The sequence below is a fragment of the Pseudoxanthomonas sp. LARHCG66 genome (assembly GCF_052871755.1).
Map to the genome: position 1 here is coordinate 22,737 of NZ_JBIXJW010000001.1, position 25,121 is coordinate 47,857.

General features: G+C 65.5%; 23 protein-coding genes. 13 read left to right on the top strand and 10 right to left on the bottom strand.

The features are described from left to right. Positions 1 to 163: 163 nt before the first annotated feature. The 4 genes from crcB to ACIPRS_RS00115 all read right to left on the bottom strand — a co-directional run bounded on the left by crcB (position 164) and on the right by ACIPRS_RS00115 (position 5,158). Positions 164 to 577 carry a fluoride efflux transporter CrcB gene (gene crcB / locus ACIPRS_RS00100; protein WP_192201162.1) on the bottom strand — a complete coding sequence of 138 codons (414 nt, stop codon included), beginning with the start codon at positions 575 to 577 and terminating at the stop codon, positions 164 to 166. Between the two features lie 25 nt (positions 578 to 602). Next, on the bottom strand, positions 603 to 1,970 hold the full coding sequence (locus tag ACIPRS_RS00105; RefSeq protein ID WP_446537104.1) for a replication-associated recombination protein A: 1,368 nt from the start codon (positions 1,968 to 1,970) through the stop codon (positions 603 to 605). A gap of 47 nt (positions 1,971 to 2,017) precedes the next feature. After that, positions 2,018 to 2,641, bottom strand: a complete 624-nt coding sequence (gene lolA, locus ACIPRS_RS00110) for an outer membrane lipoprotein chaperone LolA (protein ID WP_192201160.1) — start codon at positions 2,639 to 2,641, stop codon at positions 2,018 to 2,020. A gap of 153 nt (positions 2,642 to 2,794) precedes the next feature. Beyond that, the gene (locus tag ACIPRS_RS00115) at positions 2,795 to 5,158 is read right to left on the bottom strand and encodes a DNA translocase FtsK (RefSeq protein ID WP_446537105.1); all 2,364 of its coding nucleotides are present in this window, start codon (positions 5,156 to 5,158) and stop codon (positions 2,795 to 2,797) included. 290 nt (positions 5,159 to 5,448) lie between these two features. On the opposite strand from ACIPRS_RS00115, the gene trxB reads away from it, so the two are divergent. The 6 genes from trxB to ACIPRS_RS00145 all read left to right on the top strand — a co-directional run bounded on the left by trxB (position 5,449) and on the right by ACIPRS_RS00145 (position 10,107). Then, positions 5,449 to 6,402 carry a thioredoxin-disulfide reductase gene (gene trxB, locus ACIPRS_RS00120; RefSeq protein WP_337729792.1) on the top strand — a complete coding sequence of 318 codons (954 nt, stop codon included), beginning with the start codon at positions 5,449 to 5,451 and terminating at the stop codon, positions 6,400 to 6,402. A gap of 27 nt (positions 6,403 to 6,429) precedes the next feature. Further along, on the top strand, positions 6,430 to 7,317 hold the full coding sequence (locus ACIPRS_RS00125; RefSeq protein WP_446537106.1) for a metallophosphoesterase: 888 nt from the start codon (positions 6,430 to 6,432) through the stop codon (positions 7,315 to 7,317). 9 nt (positions 7,318 to 7,326) lie between these two features. Further along, positions 7,327 to 8,454, top strand: a complete 1,128-nt coding sequence (locus tag ACIPRS_RS00130; RefSeq protein ID WP_446537107.1) for a GNAT family N-acetyltransferase — start codon at positions 7,327 to 7,329, stop codon at positions 8,452 to 8,454. A gap of 41 nt (positions 8,455 to 8,495) precedes the next feature. Next, entirely contained in the window at positions 8,496 to 9,242 is a 747-nt protein-coding gene (gene aat / locus ACIPRS_RS00135; protein ID WP_446537108.1) for a leucyl/phenylalanyl-tRNA--protein transferase, read from the top strand. An 86-nt stretch (positions 9,243 to 9,328) separates the two neighbouring features. After that, positions 9,329 to 9,547, top strand: coding sequence for a translation initiation factor IF-1 (gene infA / locus ACIPRS_RS00140; protein ID WP_055943174.1), 219 nt, complete (start codon positions 9,329 to 9,331; stop codon positions 9,545 to 9,547). A 197-nt stretch (positions 9,548 to 9,744) separates the two neighbouring features. Beyond that, on the top strand, positions 9,745 to 10,107 hold the full coding sequence (locus tag ACIPRS_RS00145) for a hypothetical protein (RefSeq protein WP_446537109.1): 363 nt from the start codon (positions 9,745 to 9,747) through the stop codon (positions 10,105 to 10,107). A gap of 68 nt (positions 10,108 to 10,175) precedes the next feature. Here the strand turns inward: ACIPRS_RS00145 and clpA are convergent, their stop codons facing one another. Both clpA and clpS read right to left on the bottom strand, forming a co-directional pair. After that, positions 10,176 to 12,455, bottom strand: coding sequence for an ATP-dependent Clp protease ATP-binding subunit ClpA (clpA, locus tag ACIPRS_RS00150; protein ID WP_446537110.1), 2,280 nt, complete (start codon positions 12,453 to 12,455; stop codon positions 10,176 to 10,178). Between the two features lie 149 nt (positions 12,456 to 12,604). Further along, a complete protein-coding gene (clpS, locus tag ACIPRS_RS00155; protein ID WP_192201152.1) occupies positions 12,605 to 12,925 on the bottom strand; it encodes an ATP-dependent Clp protease adapter ClpS in 321 nt (106 codons plus the stop codon). Positions 12,926 to 13,023: 98 nt separating this feature from the next. On the opposite strand from clpS, the gene ACIPRS_RS00160 reads away from it, so the two are divergent. From ACIPRS_RS00160 to hflD, 4 genes are read left to right on the top strand one after another with little or no spacing between them, the layout of a single operon-like run. Continuing rightward, entirely contained in the window at positions 13,024 to 13,506 is a 483-nt protein-coding gene (locus tag ACIPRS_RS00160; RefSeq protein ID WP_446537111.1) for a hypothetical protein, read from the top strand. Further along, positions 13,507 to 13,968 (top strand): NUDIX hydrolase, encoded by a 462-nt coding sequence (locus ACIPRS_RS00165; RefSeq protein WP_337729799.1) that lies wholly within the window; start codon positions 13,507 to 13,509, stop codon positions 13,966 to 13,968. Then, entirely contained in the window at positions 13,965 to 15,083 is a 1,119-nt protein-coding gene (mnmA, locus tag ACIPRS_RS00170) for a tRNA 2-thiouridine(34) synthase MnmA (RefSeq protein WP_446537112.1), read from the top strand. The genes ACIPRS_RS00165 and mnmA overlap by 4 nt, the downstream gene beginning before the upstream one ends. Next, complete coding sequence (gene hflD, locus ACIPRS_RS00175; protein ID WP_337729801.1) at positions 15,080 to 15,691, top strand: high frequency lysogenization protein HflD; 612 nt, start codon at positions 15,080 to 15,082, stop codon at positions 15,689 to 15,691. The genes mnmA and hflD overlap by 4 nt, the downstream gene beginning before the upstream one ends. Before the next feature lie 65 nt (positions 15,692 to 15,756). Here hflD and acnB read toward each other — a convergent pair whose 3' ends face one another. Genes acnB through ACIPRS_RS00190 form a run of 3 tightly spaced genes read right to left on the bottom strand, consistent with a single transcriptional unit; the run spans position 15,757 to position 19,002 of the window. Next, positions 15,757 to 18,348 (bottom strand): bifunctional aconitate hydratase 2/2-methylisocitrate dehydratase, encoded by a 2,592-nt coding sequence (gene acnB, locus ACIPRS_RS00180; protein WP_446537113.1) that lies wholly within the window; start codon positions 18,346 to 18,348, stop codon positions 15,757 to 15,759. 49 nt (positions 18,349 to 18,397) lie between these two features. Beyond that, the gene (locus ACIPRS_RS00185; RefSeq protein ID WP_337729803.1) at positions 18,398 to 18,799 is read right to left on the bottom strand and encodes a type II toxin-antitoxin system VapC family toxin; all 402 of its coding nucleotides are present in this window, start codon (positions 18,797 to 18,799) and stop codon (positions 18,398 to 18,400) included. Then, a complete protein-coding gene (locus ACIPRS_RS00190; protein WP_337729804.1) occupies positions 18,796 to 19,002 on the bottom strand; it encodes an AbrB/MazE/SpoVT family DNA-binding domain-containing protein in 207 nt (68 codons plus the stop codon). The genes ACIPRS_RS00185 and ACIPRS_RS00190 overlap by 4 nt, the downstream gene beginning before the upstream one ends. 226 nt (positions 19,003 to 19,228) lie before the next feature. Between ACIPRS_RS00190 and acnA the strand changes: the two genes are divergently transcribed. Both acnA and ACIPRS_RS00200 read left to right on the top strand, forming a co-directional pair. Then, positions 19,229 to 21,997 (top strand): aconitate hydratase AcnA, encoded by a 2,769-nt coding sequence (gene acnA, locus ACIPRS_RS00195; protein WP_446537114.1) that lies wholly within the window; start codon positions 19,229 to 19,231, stop codon positions 21,995 to 21,997. Positions 21,998 to 22,251: 254 nt separating this feature from the next. Further along, positions 22,252 to 22,710: an LppP/LprE family lipoprotein gene (locus tag ACIPRS_RS00200; protein ID WP_446537115.1), complete on the top strand. Its 459-nt coding sequence runs from the start codon at positions 22,252 to 22,254 to the stop codon at positions 22,708 to 22,710. On the opposite strand, the gene ACIPRS_RS00205 is transcribed toward ACIPRS_RS00200, so the two are convergent. Beyond that, positions 22,711 to 23,142: a nuclear transport factor 2 family protein gene (locus tag ACIPRS_RS00205; RefSeq protein WP_337729807.1), complete on the bottom strand. Its 432-nt coding sequence runs from the start codon at positions 23,140 to 23,142 to the stop codon at positions 22,711 to 22,713. 125 nt (positions 23,143 to 23,267) lie between these two features. Here ACIPRS_RS00205 and ACIPRS_RS00210 point away from each other — a divergent pair, with 125 nt between their 5' ends. Beyond that, positions 23,268 to 24,947: a long-chain fatty acid--CoA ligase gene (locus ACIPRS_RS00210; RefSeq protein ID WP_446537116.1), complete on the top strand. Its 1,680-nt coding sequence runs from the start codon at positions 23,268 to 23,270 to the stop codon at positions 24,945 to 24,947. The last annotated feature ends 174 nt before the right edge of the window (positions 24,948 to 25,121 follow it).

The following is a 25,121-nucleotide window of genomic DNA, read 5'->3' on the forward strand; positions in this document are numbered from 1 at the left end:
CCCTAAAAAGCGACGCGGGTCACACTTGCATGGCAATCGTTAGTCCTGTTCGCGCGACGCGTTAAATTTTCGTTCGCGAACAGACCGCTCGTCCGCTGGCGAAGCGGGAGCGTCATATCCAGCGCGTGATGGCCGGCCCCGGTAGTTGCCAGCGTTGTCGCCGTTACCAGGTCGGTGCGCGGACCGCATCGGCGAGGCGTGCACCCAGCCACACCAGCAGCAGCCCGGTCAGCAGCGTGATTGCGAGATAGCCAAGCGCGGCGCCCTGGCGCTCCGTTCGCGCGAACAACAGGCACTCCACCATCAGCGCCGAATACGTGGTCAGTGCTCCCAGCACCCCGACGAGCAGGAAGGCGCGCCAGTAGAGTGCGGAAGGGCCGCGCCCTTCCAGCCAGATCGCAAGGAAGCCGGCGGCGAACGAGCCGATCATGTTCACCGCGAACGTGCCCCAGGGAAATCCGCTTCCCAGCTGTCGCAGCAGCGCGCCGCCCAGCCAGAAGCGCGCCGCCGCGCCCAGCGCACCGCCCGCCATCACCAGCATCAGTTGTTGCCACCAGAGTGCAGCGTGTGCCGGCATCGGTCGTCTTCCGTCAGCGGGGAGGTCAGTCGTCGCGTCCGGCCTGCAGTCGCGCCTGGCGGCGCGCCTCGCGCAGGCGGTCGAGTTTTTCCTTCAGCTTGATCTCGAGGCCGCGGTCGACCGGCGCATAGTAGACCTGCTCGCCCATCGCATCGGGAAATGCCGTCTGGTCCAGCGCGATGCCGCCCGCTGCATCGTGGTCGTACTGGTAACCGGTGCCGTAGCCCAGCTCCTTCATCAGCTTGGTCGGGGCGTTGCGCAGGTGCAGGGGTACGTCCTGCGTGCCGTATTCGCGCACGTCGCGCTTGGCGGCGTTGAACGCCATGTAGCCGGCGTTGGATTTGGCCGTGCTGGCGAGATAGATCACCAGTTGCGCGAGCGCGAGGTCGCCCTCGGGACTGCCGAGCCGCTCGTAGGTATCCCACGCGTCGATCGCCATCTGCAGGGCGCGCGGATCAGCCAGGCCGATGTCCTCCACCGCCATCCGTGTCATGCGTCGTGCCAGATAGGCGGGGTCGCACCCCCCATCCAGCATGCGCGCCAGCCAGTACACGGCGCCGTCGGGATTGGAGCTGCGCACCGACTTGTGCAGGGCCGAGATCTGGTCGTAGAACTGTTCGCCCCCCTTGTCGAAGCGGCGCGTGCGGTCTGCCAGCACCTGTGCGAGTGTCTGCGGGGTGATGCGCCCCCCTTCGTCGGCAGCCAGTTCCGCAGCGATTTCGAGCAGCGTCAATCCTCGCCGCACATCCCCGTCGGCAGCCGTCGCGATCTCCAGCAGCGCTTCGTCGTCCACCTCCACGCCAAGCTCGCCCAGTCCGCGCTCGGCATCCGCAAGCGCAAGGCGAAGGGCATGCCGGATGTCATCGGGCGACACCGCTTCCATCACATGCACGCGGCAGCGCGAGAGCAGCGCGGAGTTCAGTTCGAACGACGGATTCTCCGTTGTGGCGCCAACGAAGATGATCGTCCCGCGCTCGATATGCGGCAGGAACGCATCCTGCTGTGCCTTGTTGAAGCGGTGCACTTCGTCCACGAACAGCACCGTGCGACGACCGCCGGCAAAGCGTTGCGCGGCTTCGGCAAGCACCTGGCGTACCTCGGGCAGGCCGGACAGCACGGCGGAGATCGCCTTGAACTCGGCATCGGCATAGCGCGCCAGCAGCAGCGACAAGGTGGTCTTGCCGCAGCCCGGGGGGCCCCACAGGATCATCGAGTGCACATGGCCGGATTCCACGGCACGACGCAGCGCGCTCCCCGGTGCGAGCAGCCGGCGTTGGCCGACCATTTCATCCAGGCTGCGCGGCCGGATGCGCTCTGCCAACGGCCTCAGCGCATCGGTGTCGGTACTCAGCAGGTCGGCCTGCGGTTCAAGGGGGGTACGTGTCTTGGCCACGCTTCATTGTAACGTCGCGCGACCGCAGGCCATGCGTGGCGTCCCGCTCAGGGGCCGCCCACGACATCCACGCCCTTGGCCGGTGCGTACTTGAACGTGCCCGCGGCGAACGCGGGATTGCGCTTCCAGCCCGAGAAGCTGATTTCCGTGCGCTGGCCCACCGCATCCTTCACTTCCATCCTCACCAGCGTGCCGTTGGTGAACGCCAGGCGCGCGGTCTGGAAGCTGGCATCGCCTTCCTGCTTGGGCGTGAGCGTCAGCCACTGTTCGCCGCCCTGCCCCGTGGCTTCGGCGACCTTGAACTGCTGGTCCAGCTTGCCAGGGTCGATCAGCGCCGCCAGCGGGCTGTTCTCTTCTTCGATGCCCTGCTCGCGCACGGTGGCCTGCTGCAGGTCCGGGTCGTAGACCCAGACTTTCTTGCCGTCAGCAACGATCAGCTGTTCGTAGGGCTTGTTGTACTCCCAGCGGAACAGGCGCGGGGCGGACAGCGCGACGCGGCCATTCGAGGTTTCCTTGAGCTTGCCCCCCCCGTCGTACACCTTCTGGGTGAACTGCCCGTCCAACCCTTTCAGCCCGGTGGTGAAGGTCTTGAGCTCATCGCGGGCACCGGCGAAGGCGCTGGTGGCGAGCAAGGCGGTGGCGAGGATGGCGTAGCGTGCAGTGCGGAGCATGGTGCGTTCCGGGGTGAGGGACGTTGGGGCGGAGTGTGGCCGGGTGAAACTGAATGGGGGGTGGGCGCCCGGCTGTGGTGGGAGCGACGTAAGTCGCGATCGATCTCCGGCAGCGCGTCGTCGCGACTTACGTCGCTCCCCCAAAATCAAGCGTCAGCGCGGTGGCGGCGGCGCGAGGACCTGGCGGTCGCCGTTGTGCTCGGGTGGCGTCACCACGCCGGCCGCTTCCATGGCTTCGATCAGGCGTGCGGCACGGTTGTAGCCGATCTTCAAGCGGCGCTGCACGCCGGAGATCGACGCACGCCGGCTCTCGGTGACGATCTTCACCGCTTCGTCGTACAGCGGATCGGATTCGTCGCCACCACCGCCGCCCGACTCCGGAAGGCCGGTCGGCCCCACGACGATGCCGTCGCCCATGGTCTGGATCTCCTCCAGCACGCCTTCGATGTAGTCGGCGCTGCCACTGGCCTTGAGGTGTTCCACCACGCGGTGCACTTCCTCGTCGCTGACGAAGGCACCATGGATGCGCTCGGGCATCGCGGTGCCCGGCGGCAGATACAGCATGTCGCCGTGGCCGAGCAGCGTTTCCGCACCGGACTGGTCGAGGATGGTGCGCGAGTCGATCTTCGAACTGACCTGGAACGCGATGCGGGTGGGAATGTTGGCCTTGATCAGGCCGGTGATGACGTCCACCGACGGGCGTTGGGTAGCCAGGATCAGGTGGATGCCGGCCGCGCGCGCCTTCTGCGCCAGGCGGGCGATCAGTTCTTCCACCTTCTTGCCGACGATCATCATCATGTCGGCGAATTCGTCGATGAAGATGACGATGAAGGGCATCGGCTCCAGCGGGCGCGGCGCTTCGGCCAGGTCCGGGTTCGGCTTGAACAGCGGGTCCATCAACGGCTGGCCCGCGTCCATCGCGTCCTTGACCTTCTTGTTGAAGCCGGCCAGGTTGCGCACGCCCACCGCGCTCATCAGCTTGTAGCGGCGCTCCATTTCCGCCACGCACCAGCGCAGGCCGTTGGCGGCCTCCTTCATGTCGGTCACGACCGGCGCCAGCAGATGCGGGATGCCCTGGTAGACGCTGAGTTCCAGCATCTTGGGGTCGATCATCAGCATGCGCAGGTCTTTCGGCGAGGCCTTGTACAGCAGGCTCAGCACCATGGCGTTGACCGCGACGGACTTGCCCGAGCCGGTGGTGCCGGCGACCAGCAGGTGCGGCATGCGCGCCAGGTCGGCCACGGTCGGGCGACCGGCGATGTCCTTGCCCAGCGCCAGCGTCAGCGGACTGCCCGACTTGTCGTATTCCTTCGAGCGCAGCAGCTCACTGAGGAAGATCATCTCGCGGCTGGTGTTCGGGATCTCCAGGCCGATCACCGACTTGCCGGGGATCACGTCCACCACGCGCACCGACTTCACTGACAGGCCGCGGGCGATGTCCTTGTCCAGCGAACTGATCTGGCTGACCTTCACGCCGGGCGCGGGCTCCATCTCGAAGCGCGTGATCACGGGGCCTGGATAGGCGCCGACCACCTGGGCATCGATGCGGAAGTCCTTCAGCTTGAACTCGATCTGCCGCGACAGGGTTTCCAGTGTTTCTTCGGAATAGCCCTTGGTTTGCGGTTTCGGATCGTCCAGCAGCGACAGCGGCGGCAGGCCGGATTCGTCGCCGCCGGTGCCGTGGAACAGCGGGATCTGCTGCTCGCGCTTGGCGCGTTCGCTCTTTTCCACGATGGCGGGCGCAGGCGGTTCGATCTTCACCGGCTCGCGCTTGGCGCGGGCAATGGCGTCGGTCTTGCGGACGGTCTCGCGCTCTTCGCGCATCGCCCGCGTCTGCTGCCATTCGTTGGCCTGCTGGCTGCCGCGGCGGAACAGGTCGGGCAGCATCAGCACGTATTTGCCGATGCGCTCCATCACGGCGAACCACGACAGTCCGGTCGCCAGCGTCACCGAGGTCAGGAACAGCACCAGCAGGAACAGGTTGCCACCCAGTCCGCCAAACAGCTTGAGCAGCGACTTGCCCACCAGCGTGCCGAGGATGCCGCCGGCTCCGGCGGAGAAATGTTCGGCCGGCACGCCACGCAGATGCAGCAGCCCCGTCGCCGAAATCAGGAAGCCGACCATGCCGATCAGGCGCAGCGCCGGCCCCAGGTCGGCCTCACCGTCGCCATCGGTATCCATGCCGAACAACGCGATCCACGCGACCGCGCCAAGGATCAACGGCAACAGGAAAGCCACGTAGCCGAACAGCCACAACAGCATGTCGGCGAGGTACGCACCCGCCAGTCCCCCCATGTTGTGGACCGGCGCGGTCAGGCTGCCGGACTGCGACCAGCTGGGGTCCTGCGGCGAGAAGGTGAAGAGACTGGCCAGCAGGTACAGCAACAGGGGGGCGATGGCGATCAGCGCCAGATCACGCCAGAGACGCTGCCTGCGGGGATTTGGAGGCGACGCCTGCTTGCGCGCGGCCGGGTTGCCGCCTTTGGATTTGCCGTTGTCCGGGAGCTGCTTCGCCACCTTTGGACCAGACCTTAGGAAATTTCTGTTAGTGATTGATAGTAAACGAATCATGCCCGACGCAACAGCAGGGGCATCCCGCCAGGGCGGACGATTGCGCTGCCCCAGACAGCAAAAAACGCCGCGTGGCTGCGCAGCGTCTTCAATCGATCCGTCGGGCTTGCGCGTGCACCACCGCTTTCCACCCGCGCGCCTTGATTCGCCGGATACGCATCGCCACTCTATGGGCTTGCAGACGATGATCCAATTGCGTCGTTGCCTGCCCGATCACCCTCTTTTCGCGAGTATACATGAGCACTTCGAAGCACTGCCGCCTGTTGATCCTGGGCTCCGGCCCCGCCGGTTGGACCGCTGCCGTCTACGCAGCCCGCGCCAATCTCAAGCCCGTCGTGGTCACCGGCCTGCAGCAGGGGGGCCAGCTGATGACCACCACGGAAGTGGACAACTGGCCCGGCGATGCCCATGGCCTGATGGGCCCCGACCTCATGGCACGCATGCAGGCGCATGCGGAGCGCTTCGAAACGGAGGTGATCTTCGACCACATCCATACCGCCGATCTGTCCAAGCGTCCGTTCAAGCTGATCGGCGACAGCGGCGAGTACACCGCCGACGCACTGATCATCGCCACCGGCGCCACCGCCAAGTACCTGGGCCTGCCGTCCGAAGAAGCCTTCAAGGGCCGCGGCGTGTCGGCGTGCGCGACCTGCGACGGCTTCTTCTACCGGGACCAGGACGTGGCCGTGATCGGCGGCGGCAACACCGCGGTGGAGGAAGCGCTGTACCTGTCCAACATCGCCCGCAAGGTTTACCTGGTGCACCGTCGCGACACCCTGCGCGCCGAGAAGATCATGCAGGACAAGCTGTTCGCCAAGATCCAGGCCGGCAAGATCGAGCCGGTGTGGCACCACACGGTGGACGAGGTGCTGGGCAACGAGGCCGGTGTCACCGGTATCCGGGTGAAGTCGATGCAGGACGGCAGCACGCGCGACATCGACGTGCACGGCTTCTTCGTGGCCATCGGCCACACGCCGAACACCGGCCTGTTCGAAGGACAACTGGACATGAGCAACGGCTACCTGAAGATCCGCTCCGGCATCGAGGGCAACGCCACCGCGACGACGATCCCGGGCGTGTTTGCCGCCGGCGACGTGACCGACCAGCACTACCGCCAGGCCATCACCTCGGCAGGCTTCGGTTGCATGGCGGCGCTGGATGCGGAGCGCTTCCTGGACAAGGACGGCTGATCCGGGCCCCAGGGGAGAGCGCCAGGGATGGACAAGCTGCTGATCAAGCAGTGCCTGTTCTACGGCAGCTGGCTGGTCTGGCCTTTCCTGGCCTGGCTGGTGTGGCGCTTGCGCGAGAGGCGCGGGCGCTGGCTGGTTGCCCTGCTTCTGTCCGGCTGCCTGCTGTTCGCCTGGTCACGCTTCGTCGAACCACAGCGGATCCACGTACAGGAGACGGTACTCGCCGGCACCGGCGGGCAGGCACGCCTGGTGCTGATCAGCGACATCCATCTGGGCGTCTACAAGGACAGTAGATACCTGCAGCGGTTGGTGGACCGGATCAACACCCTGCAGGCGGACGCGGTGGTGATTGCCGGTGATTTCACCTACGAGCCTGCCGGCAAGTCGCTGCAACAGATGTTCGCGCCCCTCGCGGAGCTCCACCTGCCCACGTACGCCGTGCTCGGCAATCATGACCAGCAGGCGCCGGGGCCCGACATCGATGCAGAGCTCCGTTCTGCACTGGCAACGCACAACATCAGCGTGATCGAAGGCGAAACCGTCACCGTGCGCGGATTCCGTCTCGCCGGACTGGGCGACCGCTGGGCGAACAAGGACGATCCCGGCTTCCTTTCCGCCCTGCCCTCGACCTCCCCCACCCTGGTGCTGACCCACAATCCCGACAGCGCGATCGACCTCGATCCGGCCCGGGCGGCTCTGGTGCTTGCAGGCCATACGCATGGTGGGCAGATCCGCATTCCGTGGCTGTACAAACGCGTGATTCCCAGCCACTACGGCTTCGATCGCGGCGAGCAGTTCCTGCGCACGCCCCATGGCCGCGTGCGCGTGTACACCACCGTGGGTACCGGCGAGATCGGCCTGCCGATGCGCTTGTTCAATCCTCCGACCATCGACGTGCTGGATCTGCGTCCGTAGCCTCTGCCGATGATTGCGGTCCGTTTCCTTCCTTCCCTTGCCGACCTGCCGGCGCCCGCGTGGGACGCCTTGCACGATGGCCGCAACCCTTTTGTTTCCCATGCGTTCCTGCACGGGTTGGAAGCCCACGGCTGCCTGCGCGAGGAATGGGGCTGGACGCCGCATCACGCCACCTTGTGGGACGGAGAGCTGCTGGTCGCCTCAGCGCCGGGCTACCTCAAGGAAAACTCGCACGGCGAGTTCGTGTTCGACCACGCCTGGGCACACGCGTACGCGCAGCACGGACTGGACTATTACCCCAAGTGGCTGGGCGGTGTGCCCTACTCGCCTGTCACGGGACCACGGCTGCTGGCATCGGATCATGGCCATCGCGCGTTGCTGCTGACGTCGATCCAGGACCAGGCGCTGCGGCTGAACCTGTCTTCCGCCCACATCAACTTCCCGACGCCCGTCGAGCACGCAGGCTTTCCGGACGGCTGGCTGCCCCGCATCGATGTGCAGTACCACTGGCGCAACCCCGGGCACTGGTGCGACTTTGATGGCTTCCTGGCAGACTTCGACCACAAGCACCGCAAGAACATCCGCCAGGAGCGCGCAAAGGTGCAGCGCGCCGGGGTGACCTTCCGTACCGTGCACGGCGACGAAGCCAGCGGGGCCGACCTGCAGGCGATGTTCGGGTTCTACCTGCGTACCTTCCGCGACTACGGCAACTCGCCGGCACTGACGCTGCAGTTCCTGCAACATCTCGCGACCTCGCTGCCGCGCAACCTGGTGATGTTCCTGGCCGATCATCAGGGCCGCACGATCGCAGGGGCGCTGTGCCTGCGCGGAGGGGACACCCTGTATGGCCGTTACTGGGGCGCGGAGAGCGTGCTGCCGGGACTGCATTTCGAGACCTGCTACTACCAGGGCATCGACTATTGCCTGCGCGAGGGAATGAAGATCTTCGAGCCCGGCGCCCAGGGCGAACACAAGATCGCACGCGGGTTCCTGCCCACCTTCGTGTACTCACGCCACTGGATCGCCCGTCCGGACTTCTCCGCCGCCCTGGCCGATTGGTGCGGGGAAGAAGCCTTGGCCGTGCGCCGCTATGCCCTCAGCCTGCAGGCGCATACGCCGTTCAAGCAGTGCGACTGAACCCCGCGCGTCGTGCCGGGAATGCGCCCTACAATCGCGGCATGCGCCAACGGCCGTTCGTCCTGTCTTCCGATCCCCACGCGCCTTTCCCTCCCGTCGGCAACGCCATGCGCGAACCCGACGGATTGCTGGCGATCGGTGGCGACCTGTCACTGCCGCGCCTGCTCAACGCCTATCGAAACGGCATCTTCCCGTGGTTTTCGCCGGGCCAGCCCCCGTTGTGGTGGTCGCCGGATCCCCGCATGGTGTTCCGCACTGACGGCGTGCGCCTGTCCTCGCGCTTCCGCCGCGACCTGAAGCACAGCACGTGGCAGGTCCGCGCGGACACCCGTTTCGAGCAGGTCATCACCGCCTGCGCGCAAGCACCCCGACCAGGACAGGAGGGTACGTGGATCACGTCCGGCATGCGCCAGGCCTACATCGATCTGCACCGGGCGGGGCACGCGCATTCGGTCGAGGTCTTCGCCGATGGCGCGCTGGTGGGCGGCATCTATGGCGTGGCAATCGGGTGCATGTTCTTCGGCGAGAGCATGTTCAGTGCCCGTCCGGGCGGATCCAAGGTCGCGCTCGCGGCGCTGGCCATGCGCTTGCGGGCGTGGGGCTGGCCGCTTATCGATGCGCAGGTGGAGAACGCACACCTGCGCTCGTTGGGCGCAATCCTGATGCCCCGGGAGGCGTTTCTTGCCGAGGTTGCCCAATGGGTGGCACACCCCTTCCCCGCCGAGGGCTGGACGGAGCGATTCGGTGCAATGGCGGCCCCGGAACTGGCGCAACCATTGGTGCCGTAACGGAATTTTTGCACCGGGAGCCCCGCAGGCGTACAATGCCCGGCTTCATGGCATCCGCCATCCCTCGCGGCACAGCACAGGCATACATGTCGAAAGACGATTCCATTGAATTCGAAGGCACCGTTGCCGAGACGCTGCCCAACACCATGTTCAGGGTCAAGCTGGAAAACGGGCACGAGATCATCGCCCACATCTCCGGCCGCATGCGCAAGAACTACATCCGCATCCTGACCGGCGACAAGGTGAAGGTCGAAATGACCCCGTACGACCTCACCAAGGGTCGAATCACTTACCGCATGAAGTAATGCGCGCAACTCTTTGATTTGAAAGCGGCCAATGGCCGCTTTCTGCGTTTATGCGCCCGAGCGTGCGCGCTGGTGCGGGTGCCGTGACTTCCGGCACCGGGTCGCTGGTAAGGACCACGAACGGCAGATTTGCAGCTCGGGACCGATGCGTAGCGTGGCCGTGGCCAATTCCGGCTGCCAACCCGTCGAGCGGAGCCATGAATCCACGTCTTCTTCCCTTCCTGCTGCTCGTAGCGAGCCTGGTCCCCTTGGCGGCACAGGCGGGTGAGCCGGTGACCGCGTGCGTGAGCCTGGGCAACGACCAGGAAATCATCAGGGCCGGCGGCGGTGAGCAGTTCTATCTGCGGGACGGCCAGAGCCACTACCGGGTCGCATTCCGAAACAGCTGCGCCCCCATCACCATGACGCCCACCGTGGAAATATCCACCAATGGCCAGGTGGGCCAGCTGTGCCCCCAGGACACCAAGGTGGTGACGAAGCGCGGGAGCTGCCGCGTCAGCACCGTGGAACAGATCACGGCCGATGAGTTCGCTGTCCGCAAACGACGTGCGCGACAGTAAGGCGTCCGTACGGAAAAGGCGGCCCGGAGGCCGCCTTTTCTGACATGGCCGCGTGAGCGTCCGGCCGATTACACCGTCGCCGGCAACAGCCTTTCAGGTTCAGCCTGCGCATCGACGACCAGTTCGCCCTCCCGCACGTCGATGCTGACCCTGCCACCGTCCACCAGCTTGCCGAACAGCAGCTCGTCGGCCAGCGGACGCTTCACCTTGTCCTGGATCAGGCGGGCCATCGGGCGCGCGCCCATCAGCGGATCGAAGCCATGCTGGGCCAGCCAGTCGCGCGCCGCCGGCGTGGCGGACAGGCTGACGTGCTTCTCCTGCAGCAGCATTTCCAGTTCGATGACGAACTTGTCCACCACGCGCAGGATGTGCTCGAAGCCCAGCCCCTGGAACTGCACGATGGCATCCAGGCGGTTGCGGAACTCCGGCGTGAAGCTGCGCCGGATCACTTCCATCGCGTCGGTGGAATGGTCCTGGCGGGTGAAGCCGATGGTCCGGCGCGATGCCTGCGCCGCACCGGCGTTGGTGGTCATCACCAGGATGACATTCTTGAAGTTCGCCTCGCGCCCATTGGTATCCGTCAGCACCCCGCGGTCCATGACCTGCAGCAGGATGTTGAAGATGTCGGGGTGCGCCTTCTCCACTTCGTCCAGCAGCAGCACGCAGTGCGGCGTCTTGACGATCTTCTCGGTCAGCAGGCCGCCCTGGTCGAAGCCGACATAGCCGGGAGGCGCACCGATCAGGCGGCTGACCGAATGCGGTTCCATGTACTCGGACATGTCGAAGCGCACCAGCTCGATACCCAGCTGCAGCGCCAGTTGCTTGGTCACCTCGGTCTTGCCGACGCCGGTCGGACCGGCGAACAGGAAGTTGCCGATCGGCTTCTCCGGATTGGCCAGGCCGCTGCGCGCCAGCTTGATGGACGAAGCCAGCGTCTCGATGGCCGGGTCCTGCCCGAAGATCACCATCTTCAGGTTGCGCTCCAGGTGCTGCAGCACGTCCTTGTCGGACGAGGACACCTGCTTGGCCGGAATCCGCGCCATCTTGGCGACGATGGTCTCGATTTCCTCGACGTCGATCAGTTCCTTGCGCGTCTCCAGCGGCAGCAGGCGCTGGCGGGCACCCGCCTCGTCGATGACGTCGATGGCCTTGTCCGGCAACAGGCGGTCTCCGATGTGTTTCACCGACAGGTCCACCGCCGCCTGCAACGCATCATCCGCGTAGGTCACGCCATGGTGCGCCTCGTACTTGGGCTTCAGTCCCTGCAGGATCTCGTAGGTCTCGCCCACCGTGGGCTCGACGATATCGATCTTCTGGAAGCGCCGCGCCAGCGCGCGGTCCTTCTCGAAAATGCCACGGTACTCCTGGAACGTGGTCGAGCCGATGCAGCGCAGCTCGCCCGACGCCAGCGCCGGCTTGATCAGGTTGGACGCATCCATCGTGCCGCCACTGGCCGAACCGGCGCCGATGATGGTGTGGATCTCGTCGACGAACAGGATGGCGCCGGGGATCTTCTTGATCGCCGCCAGCACGCCCTTCAGGCGCTTCTCGAAGTCGCCCCGGTACTTGGTGCCCGCGACCAGCGCGCCCAGGTCCAGCGAGTAGATGACGGCATCCAGCAGCACATCGGGCACTTCGCCCTCGACGATGCGCTTGGCCAGGCCCTCGGCCAGCGCCGTCTTGCCCACGCCGGCTTCGCCGACGTAGAGCGGATTGTTCTTGCGGCGACGGCACAGCACCTGGATGGTCCGCTCGATCTCGTCGCCACGGCCCACCAGGGGGTCGATGCGGCCCTGGCGCGCCATGTCGTTCAGGTTGCTGGCGAATTCGGTCAGGGCGTCGCCCTTGCCTTCGCCCTCACCGCCCTCCGCCTTGCCCTCGCCCTCCGGCTGTCCGCCGGCCTCGTTCTCCTCGCCCTGCTTGGCGATGCCGTGGGACAGGTAGTTGACGATGTCGAGGCGGGTGACGTCCTGCTGGTTGAGGAAGTACACCGCGTGCGAGTCCTTCTCGCCGAAGATCGCGACCAGCACGTTGGCGCCGGTGACCTCCTTCTTGCCCGAGGACTGCACGTGGTAGACGGCGCGCTGCAGCACACGCTGGAAGCCCAGCGTCGGCTGGGTGTCGCGGCCGTCGTCTTCCGCCAGCCGCGAGACCGATGCTTCGATGGCCTGTTCCAGGTCCGCCCGCAAACGGTTGGCATCCGCGCCGGTCGCCTTCAGGACGGCCTGTGCCGAGGGGTTTTCGAGCAGCGCGAGCAGCAGGTGCTCGACGGTCATGAATTCGTGCCGAGCTTCGCGGGCGCGCTTGTAGCACTGTCCGATGGTCTGCTCGAGGTCTTTGCTGAACATGGTTGCCTCCGGGGCCTATGCCGACAATATGCGGCTTGGCGGGCGGTTTTCCATCACCCTACCGGATTTCAGTGTTCAGGGATCGTTGCCTTGTGCCTCGCGGCGGTGCCCCCACACCGTATCCGACCCGGCCTACCCCGCCGGTCCCCTCAGGATTTCTCCATCGTGCACAGCAGGGGATGCTGGTTCATACGTGAAAACTCGTTGACCTGGGCCACCTTGGATTCGGCCACCTCGCGGGTGTACACGCCGCATACGCCACGACCGCGGGTATGCACGTGCAGCATCACCTGCGTCGCCTTTTCCAGGTCCATGACGAAGAACTGCTGGAGGACGGTCACCACGAAGTCCATCGGCGTGTAGTCGTCGTTGAGCAGCAGTACCTGGTACAGGGGTGGCGGCGCGACCTCGGGCCGGCTGGTCTCCACCATCAGGCCATGGTCGCGTTCGTTTTCGTTCTTTCGGGACATGGGCCAATTATAGGCGGTGGAGCCGGCCGTCGCCGCCCGCATGGACGCCATGCGTGACCCCGGCCACAATGCGCCATCCCAATACCACCGAGCCGACCATGAAACCTGCGCTGTCCCGACTGTCCTCCGCCGCCCTGCTGTGCGCCACTGCGATCGCGACGCCCGTGCTGGCGGCCGACGCCTCGGTCGACGCCCGGCTGACGGCGCGCGGGATCCAGTTCGAAGTGGACGCCGATGGCGATTACAAGGTCACCTACTCCTACAAGCAGGAGAACCGCACCCAGCTGGTCTTCGTGTCCGGACGCACCGAACACGTCAACGGCATCAGCATCCGCGAGGTATTCTCCCCGGCCGGCCGCGTCGCCGCCGACGGCATCGATGGCGCCAAGGCACTCGCGCTGATGGCGGACAGCCGCACCAAGAAGCTGGGCAGCTGGGAGCTGTCGGGCGACGTGCTGTATTTCGTCATCAAGCTGCCCGACAGCGTGGACGGCGCGGCGCTGGAAGCGGCGATGGACATTGCGGCGGAGACGGCGGACAACGAGGAAATCGAGCTCTCCGGCGAGAAGGACGAGCTGTAAGTGAGCTACCGGGAGGGACGCTTCTGGCAGCCTGACGTCACCGTGGCCACGGTGGTGGTCCACGATGGCAGGCTGCTGATGGTGGAAGAGCGTGCACAGGGTCGTCTGGTCTTCAATCAGCCGGCGGGCCACCTGGAACCGGACGAGAGCCTGCTGGAGGCTGCCCGCCGCGAGACCCTCGAGGAAACCGGCTGGGAGGTCGAACTGACCGCCTTCGTCGGCGCCTACCAATGGAAAGCGGAGACGGGGCGGCACTACCTGCGCTTCGCCTTCGCCGCCGAGCCGGTGCGCCATCTGCCGGACCGCCCGCTCGACGATGGCATCGTGCAGGCAGTGTGGCTGACGCCCGCCGAACTGCAGGCGCAGTCCGACCGCCACCGCAGCCCGCTGGTGTGGCAGGTCGTGCAGGACTTCCTGTCGGGACGTCGCTCTCCCCTGTCCACGCTGCAACAGATCGCATGAGCCAGCCACGCGTCATCGTGGGCGTCTCGGGCGGCGTGGATTCGTCCGTCGCCGCCCTGCAACTGGTGCGGCAGGGTGAATCCGTCGCGGGCCTGTTCATGCAGAACTGGGCCGATGATGGCTCCGGCGATTGTCGCGCCGAGGACGACCGGCGCGATGCGGTCGCCGTCTGCGGCCGCCTCGGCATGCCGTTCCACTTCCGCGATTTTTCGAGCGAATACTGGCAGGGTGTGTTCGAGCACTTCTTGGCCGAGTACGCCGCAGGCCGTACGCCCAACCCCGATGTGCTGTGCAATCGCGAGGTGAAGTTCAAGCACTTCCTCGCTGCTGCACGCGACCTGGGCGCCGAGAAGATCGCCACCGGCCACTATGCGCGCGTGGACCAGCGGGATGGACGCTGGCGCCTGCTGCGCGGTGTCGACCGCGGCAAGGACCAGAGCTATTTCCTGCACCAGCTCGGCCAGGCGCAGCTGTCGGCCACACTGTTCCCGATCGGCGAACTGCAGAAGACCGACTTGCGCCGTATCGCGTGCGAGGCGGGGTTGCAGACGCACGACAAGAAGGATTCCACCGGCATCTGCTTCATCGGCGAGCGCGACTTCCGCGAGTTCCTCGCACGCTACCTGCCCGCCAGGCGCGGCGAGATGCGCGATCCGCAAGGTCAGGTGATCGGCGAGCACTCCGGCGTCTTCTATTTCACCCTCGGTCAGCGTGAAGGCCTGCAGATCGGCGGTGTTCGCGGGCGCCCGCAGGCACCGTGGTATGTCGTGGGCAAGGATGTGGCCCACAACGTGCTGTACGTCGATCAGGACACCCAGAGCCCCTATCTGATGTCCAGGCGACTGTGGACCGAGTCGGCGCACTGGGTTGCCGGCAGTCCGCCTGCTGACCGCTTCGCCTGCACCGCACAGACCCGTTACCGGCAACCGGACGAGCCGTGCCAGGTGGACGTGCTCGATGACGGCACGGTCGCGGTTGAATTCACGGCGCCACAGCGTGCCGTCACGCCCGGTCAATCGCTCGTGCTGTATGACGGCGACGAATGCCTGGGGGGCGCAGTCATCGCGCGCACCGACGCACCTCTTGAAATGAAACTCGCGGAGCAAGCAGCTTGAGCAATCGATATTCCGACCGCGTGTTGGCCTTGGCCGGGTTGGCGCAGGCGCTCCACCAGGTCCGCCGCATCGCCGAAACCGGTCAGTCCGAAGGATCGGCCGTGCAGGCCGCACTGGACAGCGTGTTCCGCATCGATGCCGCGTCGCCTGCGGACGTCTACGGCAGCGTGGCCGGGGTCACGCCCGGCCTGCGCGTCCTGCGCAGCTATCTGGCGAAGGACGCCCACGACGAAGCCCTGCCCCGCCTGGCGATGGCGGTGCTGCAACTGGAGCGTCGCTTTGTGCGCGAGAACGACACGGTGCATGCGGTCACGCGCGGCATTGGCGAGATCGCGCCACGTGCGGAACAACAGGGCAGCACCCATCCGGATGTGCTGTCCGCGTTGGGCGGGCTGTACGCCGACACCATCAGCCACCTGCGCCCGCGTGTGATGGTTCAGGGCAATCCGCATTACCTCGGTCAGCCCGGGGTGGTGGCCGAGATCCGCGCGATCCTGCTGGCCGCCGTGCGCTCGGCCGTGCTCTGGCGACAGCTGGGCGGCACGATGTGGGATTTCGTTCTTGGCCGCCGGCAGATGCTGGAGGCGGTGGAGGACTGGCTGGCCTGACCCGGTGGAACGCGCAAGAAAAAGGCCCGGCATAGCCGGGCCTTTTCTTTTCCCCGTCGGGCCGATCAGGCCGCGACGGTCTTGGCCACGTCCTGGTATTCCTCGATCTGATCGAAGTTCATGTAGCGGTAGATCTCGGCGCCCTTCTCATTGATCACCCCGATGTCGGCCATGTACTCGGCCTTGGTCGGGATCTTGCCCAGACGCGAGCAGATCGCCGCCAGTTCCGCCGAGCCCAGGAACACGTTGGAGTTGCGGCCCAGGCGGTTCGGGAAGTTGCGGGTCGAGGTGGAGAACACCGTCGCGCCCTCGCGCACCTGCGCCTGGTTGCCCATGCACAGCGAGCAGCCCGGCATCTCCATGCGCGCGCCGGCGGTGCCGAAGGTGCCGTAGTGCCCTTCCTTGGTCAGCTCGGAGGCGTCCATCTTGGTTGGCGGCGCGACCCACAGGCGGGTCGGGATGTCGCGCTTGCCTTCCAGCAGCTTGGCGGCCGCGCGGAAGTGGCCGATGTTGGTCATGCACGAACCGATGAACACTTCGTCGATCTTGGTGCCGGCGACATCGGACAGCGTCTTCACATCGTCCGGATCGTTCGGGCAGGCCAGCAGCGGCTCGTGCACATCGGCCAGATCGATCTCGATGACGGCGGCGTACTCGGCGTCGGCATCCGGCTCCAGCAGCTGCGGGTCGGCCAGCCACGCTTCCATCTTCTTGATGCGGCGGGCCAGCGAACGGGCGTCGGCGTAGCCTTCGGCGATCATCCACTTCAGCAGCGTGATGTTGCTGGTGAGGTACTCGATGATGGGTTCCTTGTTGAGACGCACCGTGCAACCGGCGGCCGAACGTTCGGCCGACGCGTCGGACAGTTCGAACGCCTGCTCCACCTTCAGGTCCGGCAGGCCCTCGATCTCCAGGATGCGGCCGGAGAAGATGTTCTTCTTGCCCTGCTTGGCGACCGTCAGCAGGCCCGACTTGATGGCGTAGTACGGGATGGCGTTGACCAGGTCGCGCAGGGTGACGCCGGGCTGCATCTCGCCCTTGAAGCGCACCAGCACCGACTCCGGCATGTCCAGCGGCATCACGCCGGTGGCTGCGGCGAACGCGACCAGGCCCGAACCGGCCGGGAACGAGATGCCCACCGGGAAACGCGTGTGCGAGTCGCCACCGGTGCCGACGGTGTCGGGCAGCAGCATGCGGTTGAGCCAGCTGTGGATCACGCCGTCGCCGGGGCGCAGCGAGATACCGCCGCGGGTGGAGATGAATTCCGGCAGCGTGTGGTGCGTCTTCACGTCGACCGGCTTCGGATAGGCCGCGGTGTGGCAGAAGGACTGCATCACCAGATCGGCGGAGAAGCCCAGGCAGGCCAGGTCCTTCAGCTCGTCGCGGGTCATCGGACCGGTGGTGTCCTGCGACCCCACCGAGGTCATCTTCGGCTCGCAGTACGTGCCGGGGCGCACGCCCTGGTTTTCCGGCAAACCGCAGGCGCGGCCGACCATCTTCTGGGCGAGCGAGAAACCCTTGCCGGTATCGGCCGGCTGCTGCGGCAGGCGGAACAGGTCCGTCGCGGGCAGCTTCAGCGCTTCGCGCGCCTTGGCGGTCAGGCCGCGGCCGATGATCAACGGGATGCGGCCGCCGGCACGCACTTCATCGAACAGCACCTCGGACTTCACCTGGAACTCGGCGATCACTTCACCGTTCTTCAACGCCTTGCCGTCGTAAGGGCGCAGCTCGACCACGTCGCCGTGGTTCATCTGCGACACATCGAGCTCGATCGGCAGCGCGCCGGCGTCTTCCATCGTGTTGTAGAAGATGGGGGCGATCTTGGAGCCCAGGCAGACACCGCCGAAGCGCTTGTTCGGGATGAACGGGATGTCCTCGCCGGTGAACCACAGCACGCTGTTGGTCGCCGACTTGCGCGAGGAACCGGTACCGACCACGTCGCCGACGTACGCGACCAGGTGGCCCTTGTCCTTCAGCGACAGGATTTCCTGGATGGGACCGCGCTTGCCGTCTTCCTCCGGCACGAACGGCGCATCGGGACGCTTGTTCTTCAGCATCGCCAGCGCGTGCAGCGGGATATCCGGGCGCGTGGTGGCGTCCGGTGCCGGCGACAGGTCGTCTGTGTTGGTTTCGCCCGGCACCTTGAACACGGTGATCGTCAGGGACTGCGGCACTTCCGGCTTGCTGGTGAACCACTCGGCATCGGCCCAGCTCTGCAGCACGGCCTGCGCGTGCGCATTGCCGGCCTCGGCTTTTTCCTGCACATCGTGGAAGGCGTCGAAGATCAGCAGCGTGTGCTTCAGGCCTTCGGCCGCGACCGCGCCCAGCTCGGCGTTGTCGAGCAGGTCGATCAGCGGATGGATGTTGTAGCCCCCCAGCATGGTGCCGAGCAGTTCGGTGGCGCGCTTCGCGGAGATCAGCGGCGTCTTCTCGGCGCCGAAGGCCACGGCGGCCAGGTAGGACGCCTTGACCTTGGCAGCATCATCGACGCCGGCAGGCACGCGGTGGGTGATCAGCTCGACCAGGAAGTCTTCTTCACCGGCCGGCGGGTTCTTCAGGAGTTCGATGACCTCGGCCGTCTGCTGGGCCGTCAGCGGCAGCGGCGGGATGCCCAGCGCGGCGCGCTCGGCTACGTGGTGGCGATAGGCTTCCAACATGGTGACTCCGGTCGTTCGATGGGGCGGTGGAGAGGAAAACGGTTGAGGCTTACTCGTTGGCGGGCACGATGAGTTTCAGGCCCTTGAAATAGTCGCGGTGGAACGCGGTATCGAAGGTAATCAGCCCATCGCACTGCAGCAGCGCATGCGCGCCGACCAGGAAGTCGGCGATCGGCCGTGACCCGCCTTCGCGCTGGCGATGACGTCGCTGCATCTCGCCCGCCCGCAGCGCGGACTTGGCCTCGACCGGGTGGAAATGCACGCCCATCTCCTCCAGCGCCGCCAGCGCATCGGCGCCGTTGCGCAGCGAAGCACACAGCTGCGCCAGCGCGGCATCGCAGACGACCACGCGACCGCCGCCCAGACTCTGGCGCAGGCCGGCCTCCACGGCGTCCGCACGCGGGCCGTCGGTCAGCAGTTCGATCAGGACGGGCGCGTCGACGGCGATCATTCGGCGGGCGTATCCGGTGTCGGCACCGCATCGAGGGCGAACTTGCCGCGCACGCGCGAGATCGCGTCGTCGACACTCTTCCGCAACACGATGCGGCTACCTTCCAGCTCGACCTTGAGCACGCTTCCCTTGGTCAGGCCCAGTGCGTCCCGCACGGCCTTCGGGAGCGTGATCTGTCCGCGCTCGGCAACGGTGGCTTCCATCGTCACGCCCTCTTGAGTATGGACGAATTATACATACTTTCTCCGGCATACCCCAGCACAGGAGTTCGCCTCGTCCCTTATCACTGCCCGTCCCGCCCTTCGGCTTTGGTCGGGTCACGACCGTCTCGGTCTTGACGGATAATCCGGGCAAGCATCGACAAGACGCGAAGGAACGGCGGCCTATGCTGCTCCTGCGCCCCTTCCCATAGCTACAGGAGCCTCCGCGATGAGCGATTCCTTCGCCACCCGCCGTTCCCTGGACGTCAACGGCACGTCCTACACCTATTTCAGCCTCCCGGCCCTTGCCGAGCGACTGGACCCGGCCAAGGGTTTCGCCCGCCTGCCCTACTCCCTGAAGATCCTGCTGGAGAACCTGCTGCGCTGCGAAGATGGCGTATCGGTGCTCCCCGAGCATATCCATGCCGTCGCGAACTGGGAGGCGGCGAAGGAACCCGACACCGAGATCGCCTTCATGCCGGCCCGCGTGGTGCTGCAGGACTTCACCGGCGTCCCCTGCGTGGTCGACCTGGCGGCCATGCGCGATGCGGTGGTGAAACTGGGCGGCAACGCCGACCAGATCAATCCGCTGATCCCCTCCGAACTGGTCATCGACCATTCCGTGCAGGTGGACGTGTTCGGCAGCGCGGATGCGCTGGATCTCAACGGCAAGATCGAGTTCGAACGCAACAAGGAGCGCTACGGCTTCCTGCGCTGGGGCCAGAAGGCGTTCGACAACTTCAAGGTGGTACCGCCCAACACCGGCATCGTCCACCAGGTGAACCTGGAGAATCTGGCCCGCGTGGTCATGACGGGGCAAAAGGACGGCCAGGCCATCGCTTATCCGGACACCGTCTTCGGTACCGACAGCCATACGACGATGATCAACGGCATCGGTGTGCTGGGTTGGGGCGTGGGCGGTATCGAAGCCGAGGCCGCCATGCTGGGCCAGCCCTCCTCGATGCTCATTCCCCAGGTGGTCGGTTTCAAGCTCACGGGCAAGTTGCCGGAAGGTGCGACCGCGACGGACCTGGTGCTGACGGTCACCCAGATGCTGCGCAAGCTGGGCGTGGTGGGCAAGTTCGTCGAGTTCTATGGCGACGGCCTGCAGCACCTGCCGCTGGCCGACCGCGCCACCATCGGCAACATGGCGCCGGAATACGGTGCGACCTGCGGCATTTTCCCGATCGACACCGAGTCGTTGACCTACCTGCGCCTGTCCGGACGCAGCGAGGAGCAGATCGCGCTGGTCGAGGCCTACGCCAAGGCGCAGGGGTTGTGGCACGACGCCAACAGTCCCCACGCCGAATACAGTGCCACGCTGCACCTGGACATGGGCGACGTAAGGCCCTCGCTGGCCGGCCCCAAGCGTCCGCAGGACCGCGTGCTGCTGCAGGACATGAAGCAGAACTTCCGCGACAACCTGACGCCTTTCATCGACGCACGTCGCAAGCGTATCGACGTGGTGCAGGAAGACCGCCTGAAGAACGAGGGTGGCGGCGGCACCGCTGTCGGCGCCCACGAAGCCGCGCATGAATCCTCGCCGGACAGCGGCGGCGCCTGGAATCTCCAGGATGGCTCGGTGGTCATCGCCGCCATCACGTCCTGCACCAATACGTCCAATCCTGCCGTGATGCTCGGCGCGGGCTTGCTGGCGCGCAACGCGGTGGCCAAGGGTTTGAAGGCGCAGCCCTGGGTCAAGACATCGCTCGGCCCGGGTTCGCGCGTGGTCACCGACTATCTGGAAAAGGCTGGCGTGCTGTCGGACCTGGAGAAGCTCGGCTTCTACGTGGTCGGCTATGGTTGCACCACGTGCATCGGCAATTCCGGCCCGCTGCCCGACGACGTGTCGGCCGCCATCTCCAAGAACGACCTGGTGGTGGCCTCGGTGCTGTCGGGCAATCGCAACTTCGAGGGCCGCGTGCATCCCGAAGTGAAAATGAACTACCTCGCAAGCCCGCCGCTGGTAGTGGCCTATGCGATCGCCGGTACCACCGACATCGACCTGACCACGCAACCGCTGGGTCGGGGCAGCGATGGCCAGCCGGTGTACCTCAAGGACATCTGGCCCACCAACAAGGAAATCGGCGACTTCATCGCGCGCACCGTGGGGCCGGAAATGTTCGCGAAGAACTATGCCGACGTGTTCAAGGGCGACAGCCGCTGGAACACCATCGCCTCGCCCGATGGCGCGCTCTACGCGTGGGACGGCGGCTCGACCTACATCAAGAACCCGCCCTACTTCGATGGCATGTCAATGGAGGTGGGCAGCATCGATGACGTGCATGGCGCGCGCGTGCTGGGGCTGTTCGGCGACTCCATCACCACCGACCACATCTCGCCGGCCGGCAACATCAAGAAGGACTCGCCCGCGGGCCGCTTCCTGCAGCAGCGGGGCGTACAGCCCGTGGACTTCAACAGCTACGGCAGCCGCCGCGGCAACGACGACGTCATGGTGCGAGGCACCTTCGCCAACATCCGCATCAAGAACCTGATGTTCGGCGGCGAGGAAGGCGGCAACACGCTGTACTTCGGCAGCACGCCGCCCGAGAAGATGTCCATCTACGATGCCGCAATGAAGTACAAGGCCGATGGCGTGCCGCTGGTGGTGATCGCAGGCAAGGAATACGGCACGGGCTCCTCGCGCGACTGGGCCGCGAAAGGCACCAATCTGCTGGGCGTGAAAGCGGTGATCGCGGAGAGCTTCGAGCGCATCCACCGTTCCAACCTCGTCGGCATGGGCGTGCTGCCTTTGCAGTTCATCGACGGACAGAACGCGCAGTCGTTAGGCCTGGACGGATCGGAGACGTTCGATGTCACTGGCCTGCAGGACGGCGCCGCCAAGGTCGCCACGGTCGGTGCACGCAAGGTCGACGGTACCGAGGTGAAGTTCCAGGCCAAGGTATTGCTGCTTACGCCCAAGGAAGTCGAGTACTTCCGCCATGGCGGCCTGCTGCATTACGTCCTTCGCCAGTTGGCGGCGCGCAAGGCAGCCTGACCCGCCAGTCGCGGGGTTCCGGCGCAAGAGAATGGGGCCGCCTTCGGGCGGCCTTCTTCCTGCGCGTGGCCTGGCCCGAGGATTTCGAGGCCCGTGCCCGCCCCTGCTTCACCTCAGCGGGGGGCCTTGCATGCAAATGCACTCTTGGAGCGGGCCTCCATGCTGCCGGTTGCGCACGCCGGTTCCGTTGCACTGCAGAGGGCCTTCGTTCGAAGGCTGCAGAGTGCCCTGCCATGGACATCATGATCCTTCGCTTGAGCGTGCTGCTGGCGTCTGCCTGCATCGCCGGCGCCTCGGCCCCGGCAGCGCTGGCGGCGTCGCCCGATGCAGGACAGGCCCGGCGTATCGCCGAACAGTACGTCGCCGACAAGCAGTCGGCAGGTGGAAATCCGCAGGAAGGCTACGAGGCGGGGGATGTCGTCATCACCGATCTCGACAACGACGGACAGGACGAGATCGTCGTGCTGTGGACCCTGTACGGCCCCACCTATTGGCACCATGGTGTGGCCGTCCTGGCGCAGGAAGGAGCACGCTACGTGCCGGCAGGCGAAACGCACGAACCTTTGGGCAGCGTCGAAGCAATGACCGTCCGCGATCGCGTGGTTGAACTCAAGACGAAATGGCCCGGCCCGAACGATCCGCGTTGCTGTCCGACCGTCGAGAGGACGCTGCGCTACCGATGGACGGCCGGAAAACTCACGCCGGCGAAATGATCACCGGGCGTCCTCCCATCGCGCGTGATACACACGCCAGTCGCCGTCCTCTCTGTGCCAGGCTGTCGTCACCTGGTAGCTGCGCGCCTGCTCGGGCAGGAATCGGCCGTTGCCCCCTGTCAGCAGTACGCGGAACGCAACCGAAGCACTGTCGCCCTCCACCCGAACGTCCAGCGGTCCCGTGGTGGCGCCGATGCGTGCATTTGCCAGCGTCTGCATCTTGAGCAGGTTGTGCAACGCAGCATTGTCCATGCCGCCATCGCCACTGAAGTCGCGGCTCACGCCATCCATGAAATCGCCGACGCGGCCCTCTTCCACGGCCGCCCGCATGTCGTCGAACCGTTGCCGCACCTGCGCTTCGGGTGTATCGGTCGTGCACGCGACCAGACCCAGCATCAGCGCCAGCAGACATCCGGCTCCCTTCCACCTCATTGTCGACATCGAAACCTTCGCCTTTTCCATCCGGAACGGTATGCTCCCGACACGCGTCCGTGACCGGGCGCTCGCCCACAGTTCGCCGCAAGGCAGCCCGAAGACCCTGGGGAGGGAGCAGAACGATGAGTCAGGAACGTCCGTGGTTCAAGAGTTACCCGCAAGGCGTGCCGCAGGAAGTGGACCTGGAGCAGTACCGCTCCATCGTGTCCGTCTTCGATGAGGCGATCAGCAAGTACCGCGACCGTCCCGCGTTCCGCAACTTCGGCAAGACCCTGACCTACGGTGAGATCGACAAGCTCAGCCGGCAATTCGCGGCCTACCTGCTCGGCGAACTGAAGCTCAAGAAGGGCGACCGTGTCGCCATCATGATGCCGAACTGCCTGCAGTACCCCATCGCCATCTTCGGCGTGCTGCGCGCGGGACTGACGGTCGTCAACGTCAATCCGATGTACACCCCGCGCGAACTGAAGCACCAGCTGGTGGACTCGGGCGCCAGCGTGCTGCTGGTCGTGGACAACTTCGGCAAGACCGCCCAGGAAGCCCTGGCGGGCACGCAGGTCAAGCAGGTCATCACCACGGCGCTGGGCGACCTGGTCGGTTTCCCCAAGGGTGCGATCGTCAACTTCGTACTGAAGTACGTGAAGAAGATGGTGCCGGACTACGACATCCCGGGCACCGTACGCTTCAAGGACACGTTGACGCTGGGACAATTGCACACGCTGCCCGAAGTCGACATCGATTCCGGCGACATCGCTTTCCTGCAGTACACCGGAGGCACCACCGGCGTAGCCAAGGGCGCGATGCTCACGCACCGCAATCTCGTGGCCAACATGCAGCAGGCGGGCGTGTGGGTGGGCACGGGGCTGGACTACGGCAACGAGGTGATCATCACCGCGCTGCCGCTGTACCACATCTTCGCGCTGACGGCGAACTGCCTGGTCTTCATGAAGCTGGGCGGACTGAACCACCTGATCACCAACCCGCGCGACATGCCGGGCTTCGTCAAGGAACTCAAGGCCACCCGCTTCACCGCGATCACCGGCGTCAACACGCTGTTCAATGGCCTGCTCAACACGCCCGGTTTCGATGAAGTCGATTTCTCCAACCTCAAGATGACGCTCGGTGGCGGCATGGCCGTGCAGCGTGCGGTGGCGGAGAAATGGAAGAAGGTCACGGGCGTGACGCTGGTCGAAGCCTACGGACTGACCGAGACGTCGCCAGCGGCCTGCATCAACCCGATGAACCTGCACGACTACAACGGCGCCATCGGCCTGCCGGTTCCCTCCACCGATGCCTGCCTGAAGGACGACGATGGCAACATCATGCCCGTCGGCGAGGTCGGTGAACTGTGCATCAAGGGTCCGCAGGTAATGAAGGGCTACTGGCAGCGCCCCGAGGAAACCGCGAACGTCATGGACGCCGATGGCTGGCTGCATACCGGCGACATGGCGAAGATGGACGAGAACGGTTTCTTCTATATCGTCGACCGCAAGAAGGACATGATCCTGGTCTCCGGCTTCAACGTGTATCCGAATGAGGTTGAGGACGTCATCGCCGGCCTGGAAGGGGTGCTTGAAGTCGCTGCGATCGGCGTGCCGGACGACAAGTCGGGTGAAGCCGTGAAGGTCTTCATCGTGAAGAAGGATCCCAACCTCACCGCCGAACAAGTGAAGGCGTACTGCCGCGACAACCTGACCGGTTACAAGCAACCGCGCCACATCGAGTTCCGCACGGAGCTGCCCAAGACCAATGTCGGCAAGATCCTGCGCAAGGAACTTCGGGAGCCCGCCAAGGCGTCCTGAGCCCTGTTCATGTGTCTGAAGAAGGCCGGCCATGCGCCGGCCTTTTTCTTTTCCGTCAGGACTTTAGGGGCGAATTCTAGACGCCCATCACAGATTGTGATGCTGGTATGCCATTGGCGCGCTCTCCATCGCACAAGCGCGCTCGTGCACTGGATTTTAATTATTCGTTCAGGT